Genomic DNA, 15,934 nt, shown 5'->3' with positions numbered 1-15,934 from the left:
GGGTGACACCGCCCACCTCTGAGCAGATTTCGTAGCATTTGATAATGCTTTACGGTCACTTTCAACCGACTTCACCGAGCTTCATACGGTTCATGTTAATATCAACTTTTCCCGCATGTCGGAGTATTAGAGGAAACCCTTTGTGGCGTTACCCACTCATTTGATTTCTCAAAGTAATAGTTCTAAACAGCACTTGCTGTCTGCCTAGCCTTTTCAGCTAGGAACGTTTCACACAGTTATAGCCCTGCCACGCCAGGCTCAGCCGGTCCATGTCCATAGGACTCTCACAGGCAGCCTCCTGCAGGCAGGAAGCAAAATACTGGATGCCCACCTGGATGGAATATTCCGGCTCTGTGATGGCTCCCGGGGAATTCGGGAATCGTGTGTTAAAGGGACACTCGGAACTCTGCATGGGGTCTGTCCCCTGTCCGCCGCTCTCCTGCATCATCATGGCCTGTATGGCTGTGACGAACTGGGGGATGCCGTACTGCCGGGCATATTGTGTGATGACAGGTGTGTAGGCGATGATCTCCTGACTTACGGTCTGTCCATTCCCCTCCGGGTCATTTCCTGCAGATGTCAGAAAAAAGCCTCCGAACAGAGCAATGAACAGAATGATAAGGACAGCGGTACTACAGGCAGGCCACAGCAGGCCGCCCAGGGCCTTTGTTCCTTCTGCCAGCGCCTTGGCTGATGCCGCAGTCTTCCGAAGCCCAGCAGCTATGCCCTTTGAGATGGTAAGGGTATTTTTTCCTGCTGTCTGTACCCCCTTCCGGACGGCAGCCTGATAGGACTGCACGGCCCAGGCCTTCTGCCTGAAAGCGGCATGGTCCGGCAGCGCCCAGGCTGATGCCTGGATGCCTTCCCTGATCTCGCCCGTCTTCACTGTCCTGCCGCCTCCCCAGATATGTTTAAAGGAAGGCCGGTTCCAGTTCCCCGCCGCATGGGCAGGTTCCTTGATATCTCTTCCCGTCTGTTCCTTTGTACGGACCCAGCTGTCCCTTTTGGCAACGACATCCTGCCGTTTTAGGGACGACTCTTCCCTCATACCTGACAGCCTGCTGTCTCTGTATCCATTCTTTCCATCCCCTGTTTTTCCAAAAAGGATCTTTTCCCTTCCCTCTTTTCCGGTCTCTGCGTCCTGATCAAGCAGGAGACCGGTCTCATCTCCTTTGTTCCAGCCTTTTGTTCCCTCCGCTTCATCCCACTGTCTGATCTTTCGGGCGGACTCCGTCCTTTCCTGTATCCTGTTACGTCCTGCTGACTGCCTCTGTCTGAGATCTGTATCCGACCCCTGTTCGTCATGTCCGCTACTCCTAGCTGGGCTCGACCTCTCCCATCCTGCCTGCTCTCTTTCAAATGGTATATCCGAAGAAGCATCTGTCCCTGTTTCCTTTGGTAAAAATTCATTATTTTTTTCATCTGTCCCATCCGTACTGGTATCCGTTTTCTCCTCCCTTCTCTCCTTCATATCCCGGACTTTTTTCCAGGTCAGAGAAACGGCCGCCATGCCCCTTCTGGCTCCTTCTCGGACAGCGGTTTCCGTACCTCTTTCCACTTCCCTTTCCATTTGATCCGTGGCATATCCCGAAGGGGAGGATTCCCTGCCGGAGACCTCCTCCGCCATCTGTTCTTTTGTGCGTACATACCCCTCTTTTGCATGATGGGTGGCTGCCTGCAGGCGGTCGATGGTCCGGACATCCTTTACTTTTTCTCTGGTCCTTATATCCGCCATGCTCCTCTCCTTCTCTCTATCGTCCCTGTTTCTCCCGCAGCTCTGCCAAAGTCCTGTCTCCCCGGAAATATTCTGGATACCGGATACGGACAGCCTCCATAAAATAAGGAGAATAGCTGCAGTCAAACAGCCCATAAGGTGTTGACATACGCTCCGCTCCTTCCTCTATATACCCGTTCCAGAGATTATAAGCCAGACGGCAGAGGCGCCGGCTCCCGCTGGTCTGCCATCCCTGTTCCATGCCTTCAAACCGGATGCAGTCCTCGTCAAGATCAAACAGGGACTCCACATTCTCTCTTGTCTCTGCTGCGATCCCCAGGCAATAAAAAAATGCCTGATGATAACAATCCCGGTTCCCGCATCTCTTAAGCATCTGCTCATAAAATGCCTCATGCTCCCTGCTTGCAAATCGTATCTTTTCCATGTGTTCCTCCTTTCACGAAAAAGAACAGGCCCCTCAAGCCTGCTCTACTCTCTCGTCATTTCCTTAGTCTCCCGTTTGTCCGGGGTTTCTTTTTCCCGTTTTATCTCTCTGAGGGTCCCTTTTACAGAATCCCTGCCTCCCTCCGGTCTCCCCAGATGCTCTTTGAATGTGCAGAGTTTATCCAGTGCCTGCCCTGTCTTTTTCTCCATGGCAGAGAACTTTTCCTCGATCCCCTTCAGCGTCCGTTCCGCACCGGTCATCCGTCCCTTATCTTCCGATGTTATAGGCTGCAGGAGCTCCTCATGTCTTACAGCCCTTCCTATATTTTTCAGATGGGTCCTGGCAAAGGTAAATTCCTTCTTTATGAGCTGTAACCGTTCTCCGGCCTGCCTCGTCCCTTCCACTGACCGTTCCAGTCGGATCTGCAGACGTTTGAGTGCAATGGGTATCCGCGTCAGGTCAATGGCCTGGGCTATCAAGAGAGTCCCTGTATCTTTTGCGTGCTCTACTGCTCTCTCGATGCTGGCTAATATCCGGCCTTTGATGGCCACCGCCTGCTCCTTTCCCTCCTCCACATAGGACTCTGTCTGCCGGATCAGTGACAGGGCCTTTCCTTTCACACTTCCGTTTTTGACTTTGGATAGTTCTCCCTTTACCTCCTGCAGCTCCCTTGTCACTGCCTCATACTGCTTTTCCATGTTTTCCAGGACGAGCAGGAGCTGTTCGATCTCCTGCCCTTCTTTTGACAGACCTCCCTGTCTGCACATCTCAAAGAATTCCTTCAGATGCCCATTTTCCCCGATCGGTACCTGCAGCATAGTGTCCATCTTCCTCATCCTCCCTTTCTGTCAGCTCTCACTCTCTCCTGTCTTTTTTCATTTGTCGATCTTCTTTCTTTTGACCTTTAGTCCTCCCTTGGGCTTGTGCTCATCAGTCCATACAGGCTGCTGTCCTTTGGGAAGTCACTCACGAACGGGATCAGGGAATGCCCTACCCGCAGAAGGCCGTTCCCGGCCTGTGCGTTCGTCACAAAAGCCAGCTGCTGTTCTGAGATATGCAAAAGCTTTGCCAGTTCCTTCCTGTCCGGTTCGGACTGGTTGAACATGACGATGAACTCTGAGTTTGACAGCATGGTCCTGGTCTTTACAGAGTCCAGGATATATTCCACGTTCTGGGTCATACTGGTCAGCCAGGCATCACGCTTCCGGAACCGCCTGTAAGCACTGTCGAAGAAATTCGCGCTGTACTCCTGCTGCAGGAGGGTGTGGAACTCGTCCAGGAAGATGTGGGTCCGGATGCCCTGCTCCCAGTTGACGGTCACCCGGTTGATCATATGGTCCGTGATGACCAGCTGGCCCAGTTCTTTCAATTCTTCCCCCATATCCCTGGTATTGAAGGAGATGATGCGGTTCTTCAGATTGATGTTCGTCGGCTGGGAAAAGATGTTCAAAGACCCTTCTGTGAACAGCTCCAGCATCAGGGCAAGGTCCCTTGCCTGCTGTTCCGGCTGCTGGAGCAGGATCTTGCGCAGCTCTGGCAGAGACGGAAGGATGCCGTATTTTTCCTTCTGCTTATATACCTGTTCCACACAGCGATCTAAGATGCTCTTTTCCCTGGGCCCCACATGCTCACCTTTGCTGATCCTTTCATACAGAGACAGGATGAACTGGGATTTGTCGATGACCGGGTTCTTTTCCCCGTACCCTGCCACCATGTCCATGGCGTTCAGATTCACGGAGCTTCCCGCAGCGATGGGCAGGCTCACGCCTCCAAGTGCTTCTACCAGGGCCTCATACTCCCCTTCCGGGTCATAGATGAGGATCTGGTCTTTTGTTGTGGCCAGCACCACCAGGATGATGAACAGTTTTGCCCGGAAGGACTTTCCGCTCCCCGGTACGCCCAGGATAAAGCAGGAAGGGTTCATCAGTTTCCCCCGGTCCAAAAGGATCAGGTTGTGGGACATGGGGTTGACACCGCAGTAAAGGCCCCGCTCCTGCATGATCTCCTGGGTATTGAACGGCATGAAGACAGCCAGGCTCTCTGTGTTCAGGGTCCGCAGGGCGTGGATCTTCCGTATCCCGTAAGGGAGCACTGTATTAAGCCCCTCTATCTGCTGTTCCCGAAGTATCGCGAACTGGCACATATTTGTCCGGCCCAGTGCCAGGATGGACTCAGTGTCTCTTTCTAACTCTTCCCTGGTATCGGCGGTCAGCACAAGGGTCAGGACCCCGAAGAACATCCGCTGATCCCGGACGGTCAGGTCGTTCAAAAAATCCTTGGATTCCTTCCTCTGCAGCTCCATGTCGTAGGGGATGATGGCGGAAAAGTTATTGCTGGCGTTCTGCCTGCGCTGCCAGTTGGTGATATTGGTCTCCACCCCTAAGAGCCGGTTCTCCACCTCCTTCACCGCCTCGTCCGTGGGCACACTGATGATGTCCATGCTCATCATCAGGTTCCTGCTCACCTCTGACAGCTTGTTCATCAGCTCGTCCTTGATATAGTTGGCATAGTCCCTTAAAAACAGCACCCTTCCATAGCGTGCGCCCAGTTTGAAGTAGTCGCTCCCATGCTCAAAGGATTCCGGGCAGATGCAGTCCTTGAAGCTCTGGCCTCTTTTCATGGCTGTCCTCATATCAAAGGAAAAATCCTCCTTCTCCCCGGCCCGGTAGAAATCATACAAGATCCGGAGACGCTCCGCCGCATCCAGAGGGAGGCACTGGGATCCCAGCTGTGCAAACCTGCCCGCCAGGTCTGTGCCCGTCCTGGCAAAATAGTTCCGTGCCTCCTGGATGTCCTTCCGGCAGACAGAGATAGTGATATATTTTTCCTGTACGACTCCATTTGCGCCCCGCACCTTGTCAGATAAGATCTGGTTCATCTCCTCCCGGTATCCATCCAGCGCGTCCCCACGCATGGGGAGCAGGATGCGTTTAGCAAACTCCTTATGGTTTATCCTGCGGTTAAAGACCGTGAGCTTCGCCGCGGCGCCGCAGTCCAGGGAGTTTAAGATATCCGACCAGGCAAAGAACATGGACTTCTTATCCTCTTTTCCTGCCACCGCATAGTTGATATCCGTGAACCGGTACATCATAGTGTATTTCCTGCCGCACAGGAAGATCCCATCCGGCCAGATCCGTTCTGCGGGTATCAGATGCTGGACACTCCGGGGTATCCGGAAGCGCTCTTTTTCCTGCAGGACTGCCTGCCTAAGCGTCTTGATCATGTTTCTTCCTCTCCTCCTTTTCTTTTGCCTTCCGCATGGGCTTCAGTGCTTCATAGTATAGATTTTCGGAACGGAACACCAGGATCTTGGGGGTCAAAAGTTCTGACTTTATAAAGGCCCAGAGGAACTGTTCCGCTGTCATCCCGTTGTATCGGAAGAACCCTAAGAACACAAAGGGCAGAGCCCCCAGGATGCAGATCCAGCTCACCGCTTCATCTGATAGATACTGCTTTGCAAAAAAGTATAGACTGATCGCTGCCCCGCAGGCCAGGACAGAAAAAAAGAACTGCCGCATGGACAGTCCAAAAAACATGTTCTCTGTGTATTCCCGTATCTCCTTATTGATCTTTACTTCCACTGTTCTTCTCCTATCCTATTTTTTCAATACCGTCCTGATACAGTTGCGCCGGTCTCTGCCTTCCTTTATACTAAAAGAAAAAACACATCTGATTGGAGGGGATCTTATGATGTACGCACTTGTGTCTCTTGGTATCACCTGTTTGATGTTACTGCTTTCCATTGCTTTTAAAGCCGCCGGAAAACTGCGCCTGACCATTCCCCTGCTCTATTTCCTCGCGATCTCTACGGTCCTGAACCGCTGGGCCTCCGCCCATGAGATGCTGGCACTGGGGATCTTAGGCCTGCTCGTTCTGATCACCATCCTCAGCTGGTTTTCCTCCCTTGCCGAAGCCATAAAGGACAGACGGCGCGCCCGGGCCATGGAAGAAGATATCGCCTGGCAGATCGGCAGGGCCAGACAGATGGGTGTCAGCATGTCGGATGTTTACATTGACGGCAATGGTGATATGCGCTATTGCGATGATGACACGCCTGTTATCTGACAGCAAACTTAAATTTCTACATAGAAAAAAGGCAGGAGACCTGCTTCTATCTTTTACAAAACCATAGTTCTGATCCTATATGGTGAAGATGCGAAACACCAGATGACCGGGCGTTATCTGGTGTTCTCTTCATTTTTTTCTTGTAATAGTTCTCTCATATAACCTTTTATGTCTCAATTCCTTTTAATCTTTCCGGGTCTTCAAGATAAATAGATACCTCTCCGCATTCCCGGCAGACCGCCCCCTTGGTTTTCCCATGCGTCCTCCTTTGAAATGAGCATAAGTTCTCCACATGTTTCTGATTTTGATATGCTCCCTATTGGCTTCGCTGCCTTTTCATTACTGTAGTATCAATGTAAAGGCATTATCTCCGGCCTTTTTTTAACCTATCGAACTCGATAGGTTTAAAACCCGGATCGCAGCGTGTGGATTCCGCACATTACCTTTTGGCAGCGATCCATATCCATCCATTACGTTTTTCATCATTCCCACTTTTTTATCCGCTGACAGGATATCCGGTAACTTCTGATATCCAGAACCAGATCTCTCTACAGTCCCATCATCTCCCGCACGACCCGGTCTGACATCTTGATGGCACCCACGAGCACCAGCATGTCAAAGATCAATTCCCCCACATACGACCACACCTGTGTCACTGCAGCCGCATCACTGTCCACCACCGGCGGGCTCTCCACAAAGATGGAAAAGATGATGCATCCCAGCACGATGACTGCCCCTTCCAGACATACGGCTGCGTACCCTTTTAAGAAGCTCTTCCCCACGTTCTGGGACGGCTCCCCGGCAAAGGCGGCAAGAGGGACCGGCCCGATGGCTGTGTACATATAGAGCCGGAAGAACCTGCCGTATACGCTCAAGATCATGATGAACGATAAGACCGTGATGAACAGGCTCCCTAAGAGTGTCACCGCCCACAAAGGGATCTTATCTAAGAAACCGCAGTCCTCCACCGCCTCCACGATGCTGTCCGGGAGCAGTGTCTCCGATGGGTCTGAAAATCCCGCAGAGGCCATGATGGAGCCTGCGATCCCCTGGGTGATCCGGAACAGGGCCGTCATAAGCTCCATGCCGTAGGTCACGGCCCCTTTTGCCAGGGCGAAACGGATGAAGAGCTTCAGTGCATGCTCTGGTTTCTTGACCTCCGCAAAGCTCCCGCAGGTCTTGACAACACCTACAACAAAGAACAGGACCAGCAGCGCATAGCCTATGGCCTGCAGTGCCCCGTGTATGTCACGTATGACCGTCCAGATCCTCCCGCCCCGGAATTCCTCCGGTGTCTGGGTGATGATGGTCCAGATCTCCGCCAGCTTATGGTTCCAGGTGTTCAGGGCGTTCTGCAGGTTCTGGACGATCCAGCTGTCTGTTTCCATCCCTCCGCCTCCTTTCCTCTCTTCTTGTCATCCCCTTACCCGGTGATCAGCTCCAGGATCTCTTTGGTAAAGGTGATGATGACACCGCCTGCCATTGTTAAGAACCCGTTCGCCCTCTGGGACGGGTCATGGGACTTTAAGGCCAGCCCGATCTGCATGATACCGAGTCCCAGAAGGATCATCCCGATGGCACGGATGAGTCCGAAGATGAAATCACTCAAATTGTTCACTACCTGTAACGGGTCATTGGATGCCAGCACCGGCACAGCTCCCGGGATGACGCTCAGCATCACTGCCGCAAAGAAAAGGATGACCCATCGTCTCCTGAGGTCCGGGTACCTCCTTTTCCTATCCTTCTTGTCCATGTTCTTTCTCCTCCTCTGTTTTCTCCAGTAAAAGTTCCAGTTCCTCCTCACTCAAAAGTTCATACTGCCCTGCCTCCTCCTCATAGAGATCAAGATCCGTAGTATCTAAGAGCCAGCCGTCAAAGGTGATGCTGGCCGAAGCTTTCTTCACTTCCCCGTGCCGGTACGGCTTTCCCTTCCCATTTGTGGTAAGATCCACGTTTGGATGCTTCAGGATGTCATATTTCAGGTCCATGACCGGGCGCTCCCCCCGGATAAAGAGAAGGGCATACCGGTTGTCCAGCATCCGCAGCTCATCCTGCGTCATCAGCTCCCTGCCTGTGATCTGATAGTTGGTCGAGTAGCTGCCGGAGTGCCCGGTGGACTTCCCATAGGTGTTCATGTCGATGGTCTGCTTCCCCAGAAACGACTCGCTGATGAGCTTATGGGCCGCCGTCTCATTGCTCCCCAGGTATAAAAATTCGTCACAGCAGCCGATGACGCTCTCCCAGTCTTTTTCAAACAGTGCCTTTAGAGCGGACACGTTCTGGATCAGCATGGAGACGGACACATCACGGGAGCGCATGACGCTCAGTATCTTGGTATAGTCATCCGGCAGGGAGACGTTGCAGAACTCATCCATCAAAAAGTGGACCGGCACCTTCAGCTTTCCCCCGTACACGTAGTCCGCCCGGTAGAACAGCTGCTGGAAGAGCTGGGTGTACAGGATGCTCACGAGGAAATTGTAGGAGGTGTCGTTGTCCGGGATGATGGCATATAAGACCATCTTCTTCTCCCCTAAGAGCTGCAGGTCCAGCTCATCCGTGGCGGTCAGCCCCGCAACGCTTGGGATGTTGAACTTCTCCAGCCTGGCCGCCAGGGTGATCTGGATGGATTTCAGGGTCTTGGCCGAACCGGAATGGTAGTCCTTATAGTATTTCACTGCGATGTGCTCCGGATCCTTCATCTCCAGCCTGGAAAAGAGCTCATCAAGAGGAGACTGGTAACTGTCATCATCCTCCCGCACCTCCCCTGCCCGCAGCATCTCCATGACCATGGGGAAGTTCTGCTCCCGGGGCGGTGCCTCATACCAGAGATAAAAGATCAGGGCAGATAAGAGCATGCTGGCCGCAGTGTCCCAGAAGGGGTCATTGGACTGGCTCCCTTTGGGTGTGGTGGCCTTGAACAGGTTTGTGACCAGCCGCTGTACATCCTGGTCTGTCCGCAGGTAGCAAAACGGGTTATAGCAGTGTGACCGCTCCATATTGATGAGGTCCAGCACCCGGATTTCATATCCTTTTGCTTTCATGAGGTTCCCGGTCGCCCTGGTGTTCTCCCCTTTGGGGTCCAGCACCACAAAAGAGGTGTTGGCCTGCATCAGGTTCGGCAGGCAGTAATACCGGGTCTTTCCGGAACCGCTCCCGCCCACCACCATGGTCAGCAGGTTGCGTTTATGCCGATAGCTGTTGTAGCTGATGGACACGTGCTGGGTCATGATGCGGTTCTTCTCTTTCTGCCTGTCCGCGTATCGCCGGTCCATGGCCCGGGCGCTCCCCCATCTGGCCGAGCCGTGCTCCTCCCCTTTCCGGTAGTTCCGGCGGGTGCTCAGATAGATGCCAATGCCCATGAGATAGGCTCCCAGAAAACAGACCGCGGTCTTCGGACTCTGTTCCACCCATCTTATCTGGGCCGGATGCTCTAATGCTGTGGTCAATCCCGCTAGGATCCCGGACAGCCCGCCCTTAAGATGAGGTGCCGCAAGGAGTGAGAACCACAGCACCGGCAGTATCCCCAGGGCTGCAAGGAGCACACCCTGACCCTTATCCTTTCTCATATCTGCTCTTCCTTTCTCTGTCCCACTGCCTCAGCGCCCTTCCTGCTGTCTGTCCGTCTGGCCCTTCTGTCTCCGTTTCTGTTCGGACAGGCTTTTTTCCATGCGTTCCGCTATCTTCCCCGCCGCATCCCGGATCACGGCCAGCTCCTGTTTGATCTTTTGAGGGCTAAGACCCGCGAGAAGAGCTTGTGCCTTACCAAAGTCTTTTGGTCCTTCCGGTTCCACGCCGTATCTCTTACATAGGATATAAGAGACACATTCCGCCTGAAACCCGCAGCACTCCCGGTCGTATCCCTCCTCTCCGTTTGCAAATTCTGCATGGGCCAGCTCCCTGGAAAGGCACCGGAATACGGCTTCTGCCCCCATGCCCTTCTGTACAAGGATACTATGCTCTTTTGGCACGAACACCGCACCTTCAGGCTCCTTTTCCACGGTATGGATGGCTGCCGGGGTCCGGCTGATGAGCGCCTGTATCCGCTGCCTGTCCCCATACGTTTTCCCCAGTCCCCATTCTGACGGCGCAAGCGTGGTCTGGGAGATGTCATACAGCTTCCTGGCATTGTAATACTGACCGATGGTGTTGTCCTCCCTCCGGTATTCCTTCCCCGGTTCCAGGAGGAAGACGGGCCGGCTCCTCTCTGCCCGTTTCACAAAAGTGTTCTTATCCCTCCAGTAGGCCATGTTCCCCAGTTTCCTTGCCTCCGGCTTCTGCTCCAGTATCAGGAGCACGTTATTGGGCGTATACCGCAGGAAACGGCTCTGTACATCCAGATAAGCCTTAAATGCCTCCGGGTCTTCTGCCACCCGCAGGGCTCCGCGTTCTGCCGTTTCATAGCAGAAGCTCCGGTTTGCCCGGCTCTCCGCGATGAAGTCGGCTGTCCGTTCATCCTGCGGCACTGCACCGGTGTTCAATAATGCGTCAAGATCTTCCATTTCCCTTACCTCACTCTCTGGCCCCTGTCCTTTTTTCGTCTCCCCGGCTGGTTGTGGGCGGCGCTGTTCCTCTCTGCCTGTCTCATCCGGCTGCCCTCTTTTGATGCCTGCCTTTCCTTTTGTATCTCCTGCAGCTGTCTCTTTACAGAGGGGCGCTTTTGTTCCTGCTCTTTAGAGATATCCCCTTCTTTTTTTGGCGTCCCTGAGATAGGCGCGGACGGACGGGGCTTTTCCGCCCCCGCTCTCAAAGGGTCCTTTTTTCTCTCCTCCTGTCCTCCAAGCAGCTCCTCCAGCAGAGCGTCCTCCCCGGTCTCTGGCTCCGTCTCTGCTTTTGAGATCTTATCTTTGCGGGCTGCCCCTCTCTGCTCCCGGCTTTCCCTGCCCCGTTTCCTCTTTGGATGCTCCACTTCCAGCTTCACATCCTTCTCTTCCACAGACGCCAGCCGGAACCGCTCCACGATGCGGTCCGCCTTGGAGGCGTCCTCCAGGCGCACCATGAAGTCCACCATCCCGTCCTTCTGTCCCCGGACTGCGCAGTAAAGAAGCCCGTAGTCCCTTGCCCTCCGCACAAAGGTCCCCACGTCCTCCTTTCTGACAGTGAAGACCTTCACTTCACGGCTGTTCCGGCACAGGGATTCCAAGCGTACCCGGCCTTTTGTCCTTTTCTGGTCCTTTAGGACCGCATACAGCATGACCGCCAGATGCTTTGCCGCCTGCCCGGTGATCTTCAGTGCCACCTCCCCTGTCTCCAGGGACATCCTAACGACCTGCTCGGCCGCCTCTCCCCCTGTGTTCATGTTCCTTTCCCTCCTTTTGTTCTTCCTCATGCAGGATCCCCAGTGTCTCTTTCAGGATGCCGGAGCGCCTGGCGATCCCGTCACAAAGCGTCAGCTCTCCCCTGAGTTTCCGGATCCTTCTGGTCATCTCCCGGATCTCTTCTTTACGCTCCTCTCTCTTCCCGTCATCCGACTCCCTCCGGTTCCTGCTCCGCAGATGCCTACGCGCCTTACTAAGCTCCCCCATCTGGATCTCCAGGTCTTTTCTGCAGGCCGCCAGCGCTTCCGCCGTGTCGATACGGCTGGTGCACAAAAACCGGGTCTCCCTGGAGATCTGCTCCATCTTCATGAGATCCTCTCGCAGAAGGAAACGCGCCCTTTCAGACATGCCCGGCCGCTCCCGGGTGTTCAGGGTGCCTAAGCAGTAACAGTAATACAGGTACAGCCCGCGAAGGCCGCCGGTGTGTTTCGCCTTCTTCCGGTCTCCCAAAAGCCGGGCATGCCGTGCTCCCTGTCTGCTGCTTAGTACCGGCCCTCTCTGTTTTCTTACCGGATGCTCCAGGATACGCCGGCAGATGGCCTCCCGGGTGTACTCCGGGCCAAAGTTCCGGGCCAGCTTCATCCCCCGCTCCTTTCCCGGCGGGCGTACCGTGATGTCACTGCCAAACTTGATGTCGTATCCTTTCTGCCGCAGATACTGAAAGAACTGCTGCTCTGTCCTGGACATATGGACGGCCTCATCCACATCCGACCGTATGAGCCCTCTAAAGGTCGGCCTCTCCTCTTTTTCAGCCCTCCATTCCCCATACTGTCTGGGACGTCCCCGCGCTGCATCCGGGAGCAGGACGGACAAGCCGTATTCAAGGCATAACCGGTCCGACTCCCTGCGCATGGCATAGTAATCTTTTTCACTGCGGTAATACCGCAGGCCGTCCAGGAAGGATACGCTGTTCACCACGAAATGGTTGTGCAGGTGGCTCTCCTTATCCAGATGGGTGGCGACCAGCACCTGATACCGGTCTCCCCACAGCCGCTCTGCCAGGCGGACGCCGATCTCATGGGCGGCCTCCGGCGTTGCTTCTCCCGGGGCAAAGGACTGGTACCCATGGTAGGCCATGACCCCGTTATCCTTCCCGAACCGTTTCTTCACCGCCATCATCTCCTCCCTTGCGGTCAGCGGCGAGCAGTTGATGCCGGATACAAAGCGTTGTTTTACGGCTCCTCCCTCCCTGGCCCTGCATGCCGTCTCCCCGGTATCGGTTGTCTTTCTTTCATTGACCGCGTAGGAGATGACATCCTCAAGGCTCTGCTCCTGCTGTCCGGTAAGCCTGTCATCCCCGTAAAAGGCAGGGTTTTCTGTCTTCTTTGGATCCTCCACATAGATGACCACCTTCCCCAGCCACCCTTTTACGCTCCATAAAGATGTAGTTGCCATCACTTCCTCTTTTCCGGCAGGACCACGGCTTCTGTGATGGTGCGGACAGCGTCACGGAACTCCTTCACTGCCTCGTCATAGCGCTGCACATCCATCACCTGCAGGGTGTGGGCCTTCGCCGCGATCTGGTCCAGGTTGTTCCCGATCCGGTACAGCTCCCGCATCATGGCATGATAGTCTGGCGGCGGTGCGTCCCTGGGGACCACGCCTCTTATCAGCTGCCGGAGATACGTCTCCCTGCCAAGGCCGCTCCTCTTTACGAGCTTCTGCAGATGTTCTGCTTCTTTCCGGTCCAGCCAGAACTGGATGTGGACGTTCCGTTTTCTCATGTCCCTTCCCCGTCCTTTCCATGATACCGGTTGATCTGTACCAGACACATGATGGACACCCCGAACAGGGTGCCGATGAGAAACCCCACCATAAAACCTGCCATACGGCTGCCTCCTTTCCTGATAGCAGAGGGTCCCAGGGGCGCTCCCCTGGTAAACGGTGTTTGTGGTATCACAAACACGATGCTTGCTGGTATGATGTACGCCCCCGTCCCTCTGCGGCTCTTTTACCTGCTGTCCCTGCCGGTCTCCTGTTCTTTTATCTTTATCGGGAAGATCTCCCGTCCCATCTGTAAGAACATCTCCGGATACCGGAACATCTCCCTGTATCTTTTTATCTGCCCTTCTGTCAGGCTCTCAAACGCACTGCTGTCCCTCGGGGCCCGGCACAAAAAGAAGTTCCCGGCCACGATATCCAGCAGACACCCTTCCCGGTCCCGGATGCCCCGGTTCAAGGGCAGCCCGTCCAGTTTTCCCTCCTCATTACAGACAAGGGCCACTTCCTCCTCAAAAGGCAGGAGCATCTCGATATTTCCTTCCACCGCGCGTTGCATCCCGGACAGGCTGTTCTCCATCTCCATGACCTCCGGCGCTTTCCCTGGCCTCACGAGCAGGACGCGGATCGTATCTCCTTTGTCACTCAACGCTCCCTCTCCCTTTCTTTTATCCTGCACGGCAGGAGCTGCCTTTCCTTTCCCCGGTATTCAAACACCTCATTGGACAGCTGTTCCTCCGGCGCCACCTGCTCCCGGTTCACTTGGCGTACCATGGCGCGCAGGTCATAAGGAGTATGCTGCCCGGACTTACGTAAGAGGATCAGTTCGTGGACGCTGGAAGGCAGGACATAGAAATCCTCCCCCAGCATCTCCCGCACCTTCGGGAGCGTATCCGGATACAGGGATACGGACGCGCCATAGAACTTATCCCGGTTTGTCAGGATGTGCATGTCACAGCCGCCGGGCCCCCGCATCCCCGTCATCTCCTCGATCAGGCTGTCCATGGACTGCAGGGTGAACGGGCAGTGCATCCGTGTCTGGGTCATGGCCTCGTCAAAGAGCTGGCCTTCTGTGACCCCGTACCCCTGCAGCAGCCTATGTGTGATCCGCATGCCCATCTCCTGGCCCATCAGGCTCTCATCCAGGTCTGCGTACACCACCATGGCCCCTATGGTATCCATCCGGTACGGCCCCTGTTCCAGGTACTTTCGGTTATCCTCCCGGCTCACCAGGCGCAGGCGCAGGTTCTCCTTTATCTGCTCATAGTCCTGCACCTTCCCCATATCCAGCCGGGGCGGCTCCCTTGTGAGGATGTCCTGGCAGATATCCCTGCAGATGCTGGATAAGGGATACCCGTTCTCATACGCCTGAAAATACCCTTCCATATATATGGTCGGGATGATGCTGTCTGTCTTTTTCCCGATGACCAGGGCATGCCTTGTCTCCCTGTTCTTTTCCACTGTCTCCATCCGGTATACATATCCGGCATCCGCGGGAAGGTATTCCCTTAACCCGGCTAAAAGCTGTTCCTGAAAATAAAAGATATCATGTTCCATCATGCCCCGCCTCCTTTTCCCTGAGCTCTCCGGCACCCTGTCCTGTCTTTTTTTCCGCCAGTCCGGCAGCCTTCTCCCAATAGGCCTTCAGCCTCTTGTATGCGTCCGTTTTCGGCTCCCACTCTGTATATGGCTTTCCATGTACCCTTTCTTCTGCTCCTTTTCTGTCGTTTTCCTTCATCTGTTCTCCTCCCGTTCTCTCATCTTTCCTATGCACGGTGCGATCCGCTCCTCTCTTCTCTGATAGACAAAGACCTCGCTCCCGAGCTGTTCCTCCGGCGCTGTCCTTTCCGCGTTCACCTCCTGCAGGATCTTCCGCAGATATGTCGGTTTCAGCCCCTCAGATTTCGGTATGGCCAGCAGCTCATGGACACTGGACGGGAGGAGATAAAAATCCTCCCCCAGGACCTCTCCGGCCTCCGAAAGGACTCCCGGATATAAAGCAGCCGCAGCCCCGAACTGTCCCGACCGGTTCGTCAGGACGTACAGATACGGCTCGGCTCCCAGATCCTCTTTGAGTGCTTCCCCCAGGGCGTTCCCTGCCCTTTCATAAGGAAAAAAACAGGCCGGTTCCTGCCTGCATGTCTCTTCCATGGCGGTCTCAAACAACCGGTCATCAGAGATGCCGTATCCTCTTAACAGCTCCTCCGTCACCCGGGCGCAGAACTTCCCATCTGGTGTGTCCAGCACCTCTGCTGTCACAATGGCGGCTCCTAAAGTGAGGATCCGGTACGGACCCTCCTCCAGATATCTCTGGTTCCCCTCCTTTTCCACCAGGTGTATGCGCAGCTTGTCCTTCACCGCCCCAAAGTCACTGAGCTCTCCAAAGGGTGCCCGCAGCTGCCTGCGGCATTCATACAGACGGCAGATATGCATGGCAGTCCCCTGCAGCGGCACTCCGCCCCGGTACGCTCCATAAAAGTCTTTCAGATAAAAGACTGGCACCTCCTGTTCCGTCACATGCCGGATGATGAGCGCCTCCAGGGATATGTTGTTCTTTTCTATCCACTGGGTATAAACGGCAAAGCCTTCATTGGGTGGATAATACATCCGCATCTCGGACAGGATCCATTGCCTGTATTCCCTGTACCCCCATTTCTCCATACATTCCCCCTCCCT

Annotated in this window: 18 protein-coding genes; 1 reads left to right on the top strand and 17 read right to left on the bottom strand. The window is 54.7% G+C overall.

Translation table 11 applies throughout. The features are described from left to right. Nucleotides 1-217 precede the first annotated feature (217 nt). From LC508_RS22455 to LC508_RS22435, 5 genes are all read right to left on the bottom strand, one after another. The gene (locus LC508_RS22455; RefSeq protein WP_054350537.1) at nt 218-1,735 is read right to left on the bottom strand and encodes a lysozyme family protein; all 1,518 of its coding nucleotides are present in this window, start codon (nt 1,733-1,735) and stop codon (nt 218-220) included. Between the two features lie 16 nt (nt 1,736-1,751). After that, nucleotides 1,752-2,159: a DUF6075 family protein gene (locus LC508_RS22450; RefSeq protein ID WP_103731930.1), complete on the bottom strand. Its 408-nt coding sequence runs from the start codon at nt 2,157-2,159 to the stop codon at nt 1,752-1,754. Between the two features lie 44 nt (nt 2,160-2,203). After that, the gene (locus tag LC508_RS22445) at nt 2,204-2,986 is read right to left on the bottom strand and encodes a DUF6674 family protein (protein ID WP_103731931.1); all 783 of its coding nucleotides are present in this window, start codon (nt 2,984-2,986) and stop codon (nt 2,204-2,206) included. 77 nt (nt 2,987-3,063) lie between these two features. Further along, the gene (locus tag LC508_RS22440; protein ID WP_103731932.1) at nt 3,064-5,382 is read right to left on the bottom strand and encodes a VirB4-like conjugal transfer ATPase, CD1110 family; all 2,319 of its coding nucleotides are present in this window, start codon (nt 5,380-5,382) and stop codon (nt 3,064-3,066) included. After that, nucleotides 5,366-5,740 carry a PrgI family protein gene (locus tag LC508_RS22435; protein ID WP_054350535.1) on the bottom strand — a complete coding sequence of 125 codons (375 nt, stop codon included), beginning with the start codon at nt 5,738-5,740 and terminating at the stop codon, nt 5,366-5,368. The genes LC508_RS22440 and LC508_RS22435 overlap by 17 nt, the downstream gene beginning before the upstream one ends. 106 nt (nt 5,741-5,846) lie before the next feature. Here LC508_RS22435 and LC508_RS22430 point away from each other — a divergent pair, with 106 nt between their 5' ends. Next, a complete protein-coding gene (locus tag LC508_RS22430; RefSeq protein ID WP_054350534.1) occupies nt 5,847-6,224 on the top strand; it encodes a hypothetical protein in 378 nt (125 codons plus the stop codon). Nucleotides 6,225-6,772: 548 nt separating this feature from the next. Here LC508_RS22430 and LC508_RS22425 read toward each other — a convergent pair. The 12 genes from LC508_RS22425 to LC508_RS22370 all read right to left on the bottom strand — a co-directional run bounded on the left by LC508_RS22425 (nt 6,773) and on the right by LC508_RS22370 (nt 15,919). Beyond that, nucleotides 6,773-7,612, bottom strand: a complete 840-nt coding sequence (locus LC508_RS22425; RefSeq protein WP_103732274.1) for a hypothetical protein — start codon at nt 7,610-7,612, stop codon at nt 6,773-6,775. A 35-nt stretch (nt 7,613-7,647) separates the two neighbouring features. Further along, nucleotides 7,648-7,902, bottom strand: coding sequence for a glutamyl-tRNA amidotransferase (locus tag LC508_RS22420; RefSeq protein ID WP_103732282.1), 255 nt, complete (start codon nt 7,900-7,902; stop codon nt 7,648-7,650). Between the two features lie 58 nt (nt 7,903-7,960). Continuing rightward, complete coding sequence (locus tag LC508_RS22415; RefSeq protein ID WP_103732275.1) at nt 7,961-9,790, bottom strand: VirD4-like conjugal transfer protein, CD1115 family; 1,830 nt, start codon at nt 9,788-9,790, stop codon at nt 7,961-7,963. Between the two features lie 30 nt (nt 9,791-9,820). Continuing rightward, nucleotides 9,821-10,723 carry a hypothetical protein gene (locus tag LC508_RS22410; protein WP_103732276.1) on the bottom strand — a complete coding sequence of 301 codons (903 nt, stop codon included), beginning with the start codon at nt 10,721-10,723 and terminating at the stop codon, nt 9,821-9,823. A gap of 5 nt (nt 10,724-10,728) precedes the next feature. Beyond that, the gene (locus LC508_RS22405) at nt 10,729-11,520 is read right to left on the bottom strand and encodes a PcfB family protein (protein ID WP_158587260.1); all 792 of its coding nucleotides are present in this window, start codon (nt 11,518-11,520) and stop codon (nt 10,729-10,731) included. Beyond that, nucleotides 11,483-12,934 (bottom strand): relaxase/mobilization nuclease domain-containing protein, encoded by a 1,452-nt coding sequence (locus tag LC508_RS22400; protein ID WP_054350529.1) that lies wholly within the window; start codon nt 12,932-12,934, stop codon nt 11,483-11,485. The genes LC508_RS22405 and LC508_RS22400 overlap by 38 nt, the downstream gene beginning before the upstream one ends. Beyond that, nucleotides 12,934-13,263: a plasmid mobilization protein gene (locus LC508_RS22395; protein ID WP_054350528.1), complete on the bottom strand. Its 330-nt coding sequence runs from the start codon at nt 13,261-13,263 to the stop codon at nt 12,934-12,936. The genes LC508_RS22400 and LC508_RS22395 overlap by 1 nt, the downstream gene beginning before the upstream one ends. Beyond that, the gene (locus tag LC508_RS22390; RefSeq protein ID WP_103732278.1) at nt 13,260-13,367 is read right to left on the bottom strand and encodes a DUF3789 domain-containing protein; all 108 of its coding nucleotides are present in this window, start codon (nt 13,365-13,367) and stop codon (nt 13,260-13,262) included. Before LC508_RS22390 ends, LC508_RS22395 begins: the two co-directional genes overlap by 4 nt. 123 nt (nt 13,368-13,490) lie before the next feature. Next, on the bottom strand, nt 13,491-13,907 hold the full coding sequence (locus LC508_RS22385; RefSeq protein ID WP_225305249.1) for a DUF3846 domain-containing protein: 417 nt from the start codon (nt 13,905-13,907) through the stop codon (nt 13,491-13,493). Further along, nucleotides 13,904-14,818 (bottom strand): DUF5688 family protein, encoded by a 915-nt coding sequence (locus LC508_RS22380; protein ID WP_103732279.1) that lies wholly within the window; start codon nt 14,816-14,818, stop codon nt 13,904-13,906. Before LC508_RS22380 ends, LC508_RS22385 begins: the two co-directional genes overlap by 4 nt. Further along, nucleotides 14,805-14,996, bottom strand: a complete 192-nt coding sequence (locus tag LC508_RS22375; protein WP_103732280.1) for a hypothetical protein — start codon at nt 14,994-14,996, stop codon at nt 14,805-14,807. Before LC508_RS22375 ends, LC508_RS22380 begins: the two co-directional genes overlap by 14 nt. Beyond that, the gene (locus LC508_RS22370) at nt 14,993-15,919 is read right to left on the bottom strand and encodes a DUF5688 family protein (protein ID WP_146051717.1); all 927 of its coding nucleotides are present in this window, start codon (nt 15,917-15,919) and stop codon (nt 14,993-14,995) included. Before LC508_RS22370 ends, LC508_RS22375 begins: the two co-directional genes overlap by 4 nt. Nucleotides 15,920-15,934 lie beyond the last annotated feature (15 nt).

The organism is Blautia parvula, assembly GCF_020215665.1.
In the GTDB taxonomy this organism is placed as follows: Bacteria; Bacillota; Clostridia; order Lachnospirales; family Lachnospiraceae; genus Blautia; species Blautia celeris.
The sequence above is the reverse complement of the archived record's forward strand: the minus strand, read 5'-3'. Positions and strand labels throughout refer to the sequence as shown.

What these genes read in the sequence shown, in the direction of transcription:
- LC508_RS22430 (WP_054350534.1), top strand. Translation starts at nt 5,847, where the DNA reads ATGATGTACGCACTTGTGTCTCTTGGTATCACCTGTTTGATGTTACTG.
- LC508_RS22410 (WP_103732276.1), bottom strand. Translation starts at nt 10,723, where the DNA reads ATGGAAGATCTTGACGCATTATTGAACACCGGTGCAGTGCCGCAGGAT.
- LC508_RS22370 (WP_146051717.1), bottom strand. Translation starts at nt 15,919, where the DNA reads ATGGAGAAATGGGGGTACAGGGAATACAGGCAATGGATCCTGTCCGAG.
- LC508_RS22400 (WP_054350529.1), bottom strand. Translation starts at nt 12,934, where the DNA reads ATGGCAACTACATCTTTATGGAGCGTAAAAGGGTGGCTGGGGAAGGTG.
- LC508_RS22420 (WP_103732282.1), bottom strand. Translation starts at nt 7,902, where the DNA reads ATGCTGAGCGTCATCCCGGGAGCTGTGCCGGTGCTGGCATCCAATGAC.
- LC508_RS22395 (WP_054350528.1), bottom strand. Translation starts at nt 13,263, where the DNA reads ATGAGAAAACGGAACGTCCACATCCAGTTCTGGCTGGACCGGAAAGAA.
- LC508_RS22425 (WP_103732274.1), bottom strand. Translation starts at nt 7,612, where the DNA reads ATGGAAACAGACAGCTGGATCGTCCAGAACCTGCAGAACGCCCTGAAC.
- LC508_RS22380 (WP_103732279.1), bottom strand. Translation starts at nt 14,818, where the DNA reads ATGATGGAACATGATATCTTTTATTTTCAGGAACAGCTTTTAGCCGGG.
- LC508_RS22450 (WP_103731930.1), bottom strand. Translation starts at nt 2,159, where the DNA reads ATGGAAAAGATACGATTTGCAAGCAGGGAGCATGAGGCATTTTATGAG.
- LC508_RS22390 (WP_103732278.1), bottom strand. Translation starts at nt 13,367, where the DNA reads ATGGCAGGTTTTATGGTGGGGTTTCTCATCGGCACCCTGTTCGGGGTG.
- LC508_RS22445 (WP_103731931.1), bottom strand. Translation starts at nt 2,986, where the DNA reads ATGGACACTATGCTGCAGGTACCGATCGGGGAAAATGGGCATCTGAAG.
- LC508_RS22405 (WP_158587260.1), bottom strand. Translation starts at nt 11,520, where the DNA reads ATGAACACAGGGGGAGAGGCGGCCGAGCAGGTCGTTAGGATGTCCCTG.
- LC508_RS22440 (WP_103731932.1), bottom strand. Translation starts at nt 5,382, where the DNA reads ATGATCAAGACGCTTAGGCAGGCAGTCCTGCAGGAAAAAGAGCGCTTC.
- LC508_RS22455 (WP_054350537.1), bottom strand. Translation starts at nt 1,735, where the DNA reads ATGGCGGATATAAGGACCAGAGAAAAAGTAAAGGATGTCCGGACCATC.
- LC508_RS22375 (WP_103732280.1), bottom strand. Translation starts at nt 14,996, where the DNA reads ATGAAGGAAAACGACAGAAAAGGAGCAGAAGAAAGGGTACATGGAAAG.
- LC508_RS22415 (WP_103732275.1), bottom strand. Translation starts at nt 9,790, where the DNA reads ATGAGAAAGGATAAGGGTCAGGGTGTGCTCCTTGCAGCCCTGGGGATA.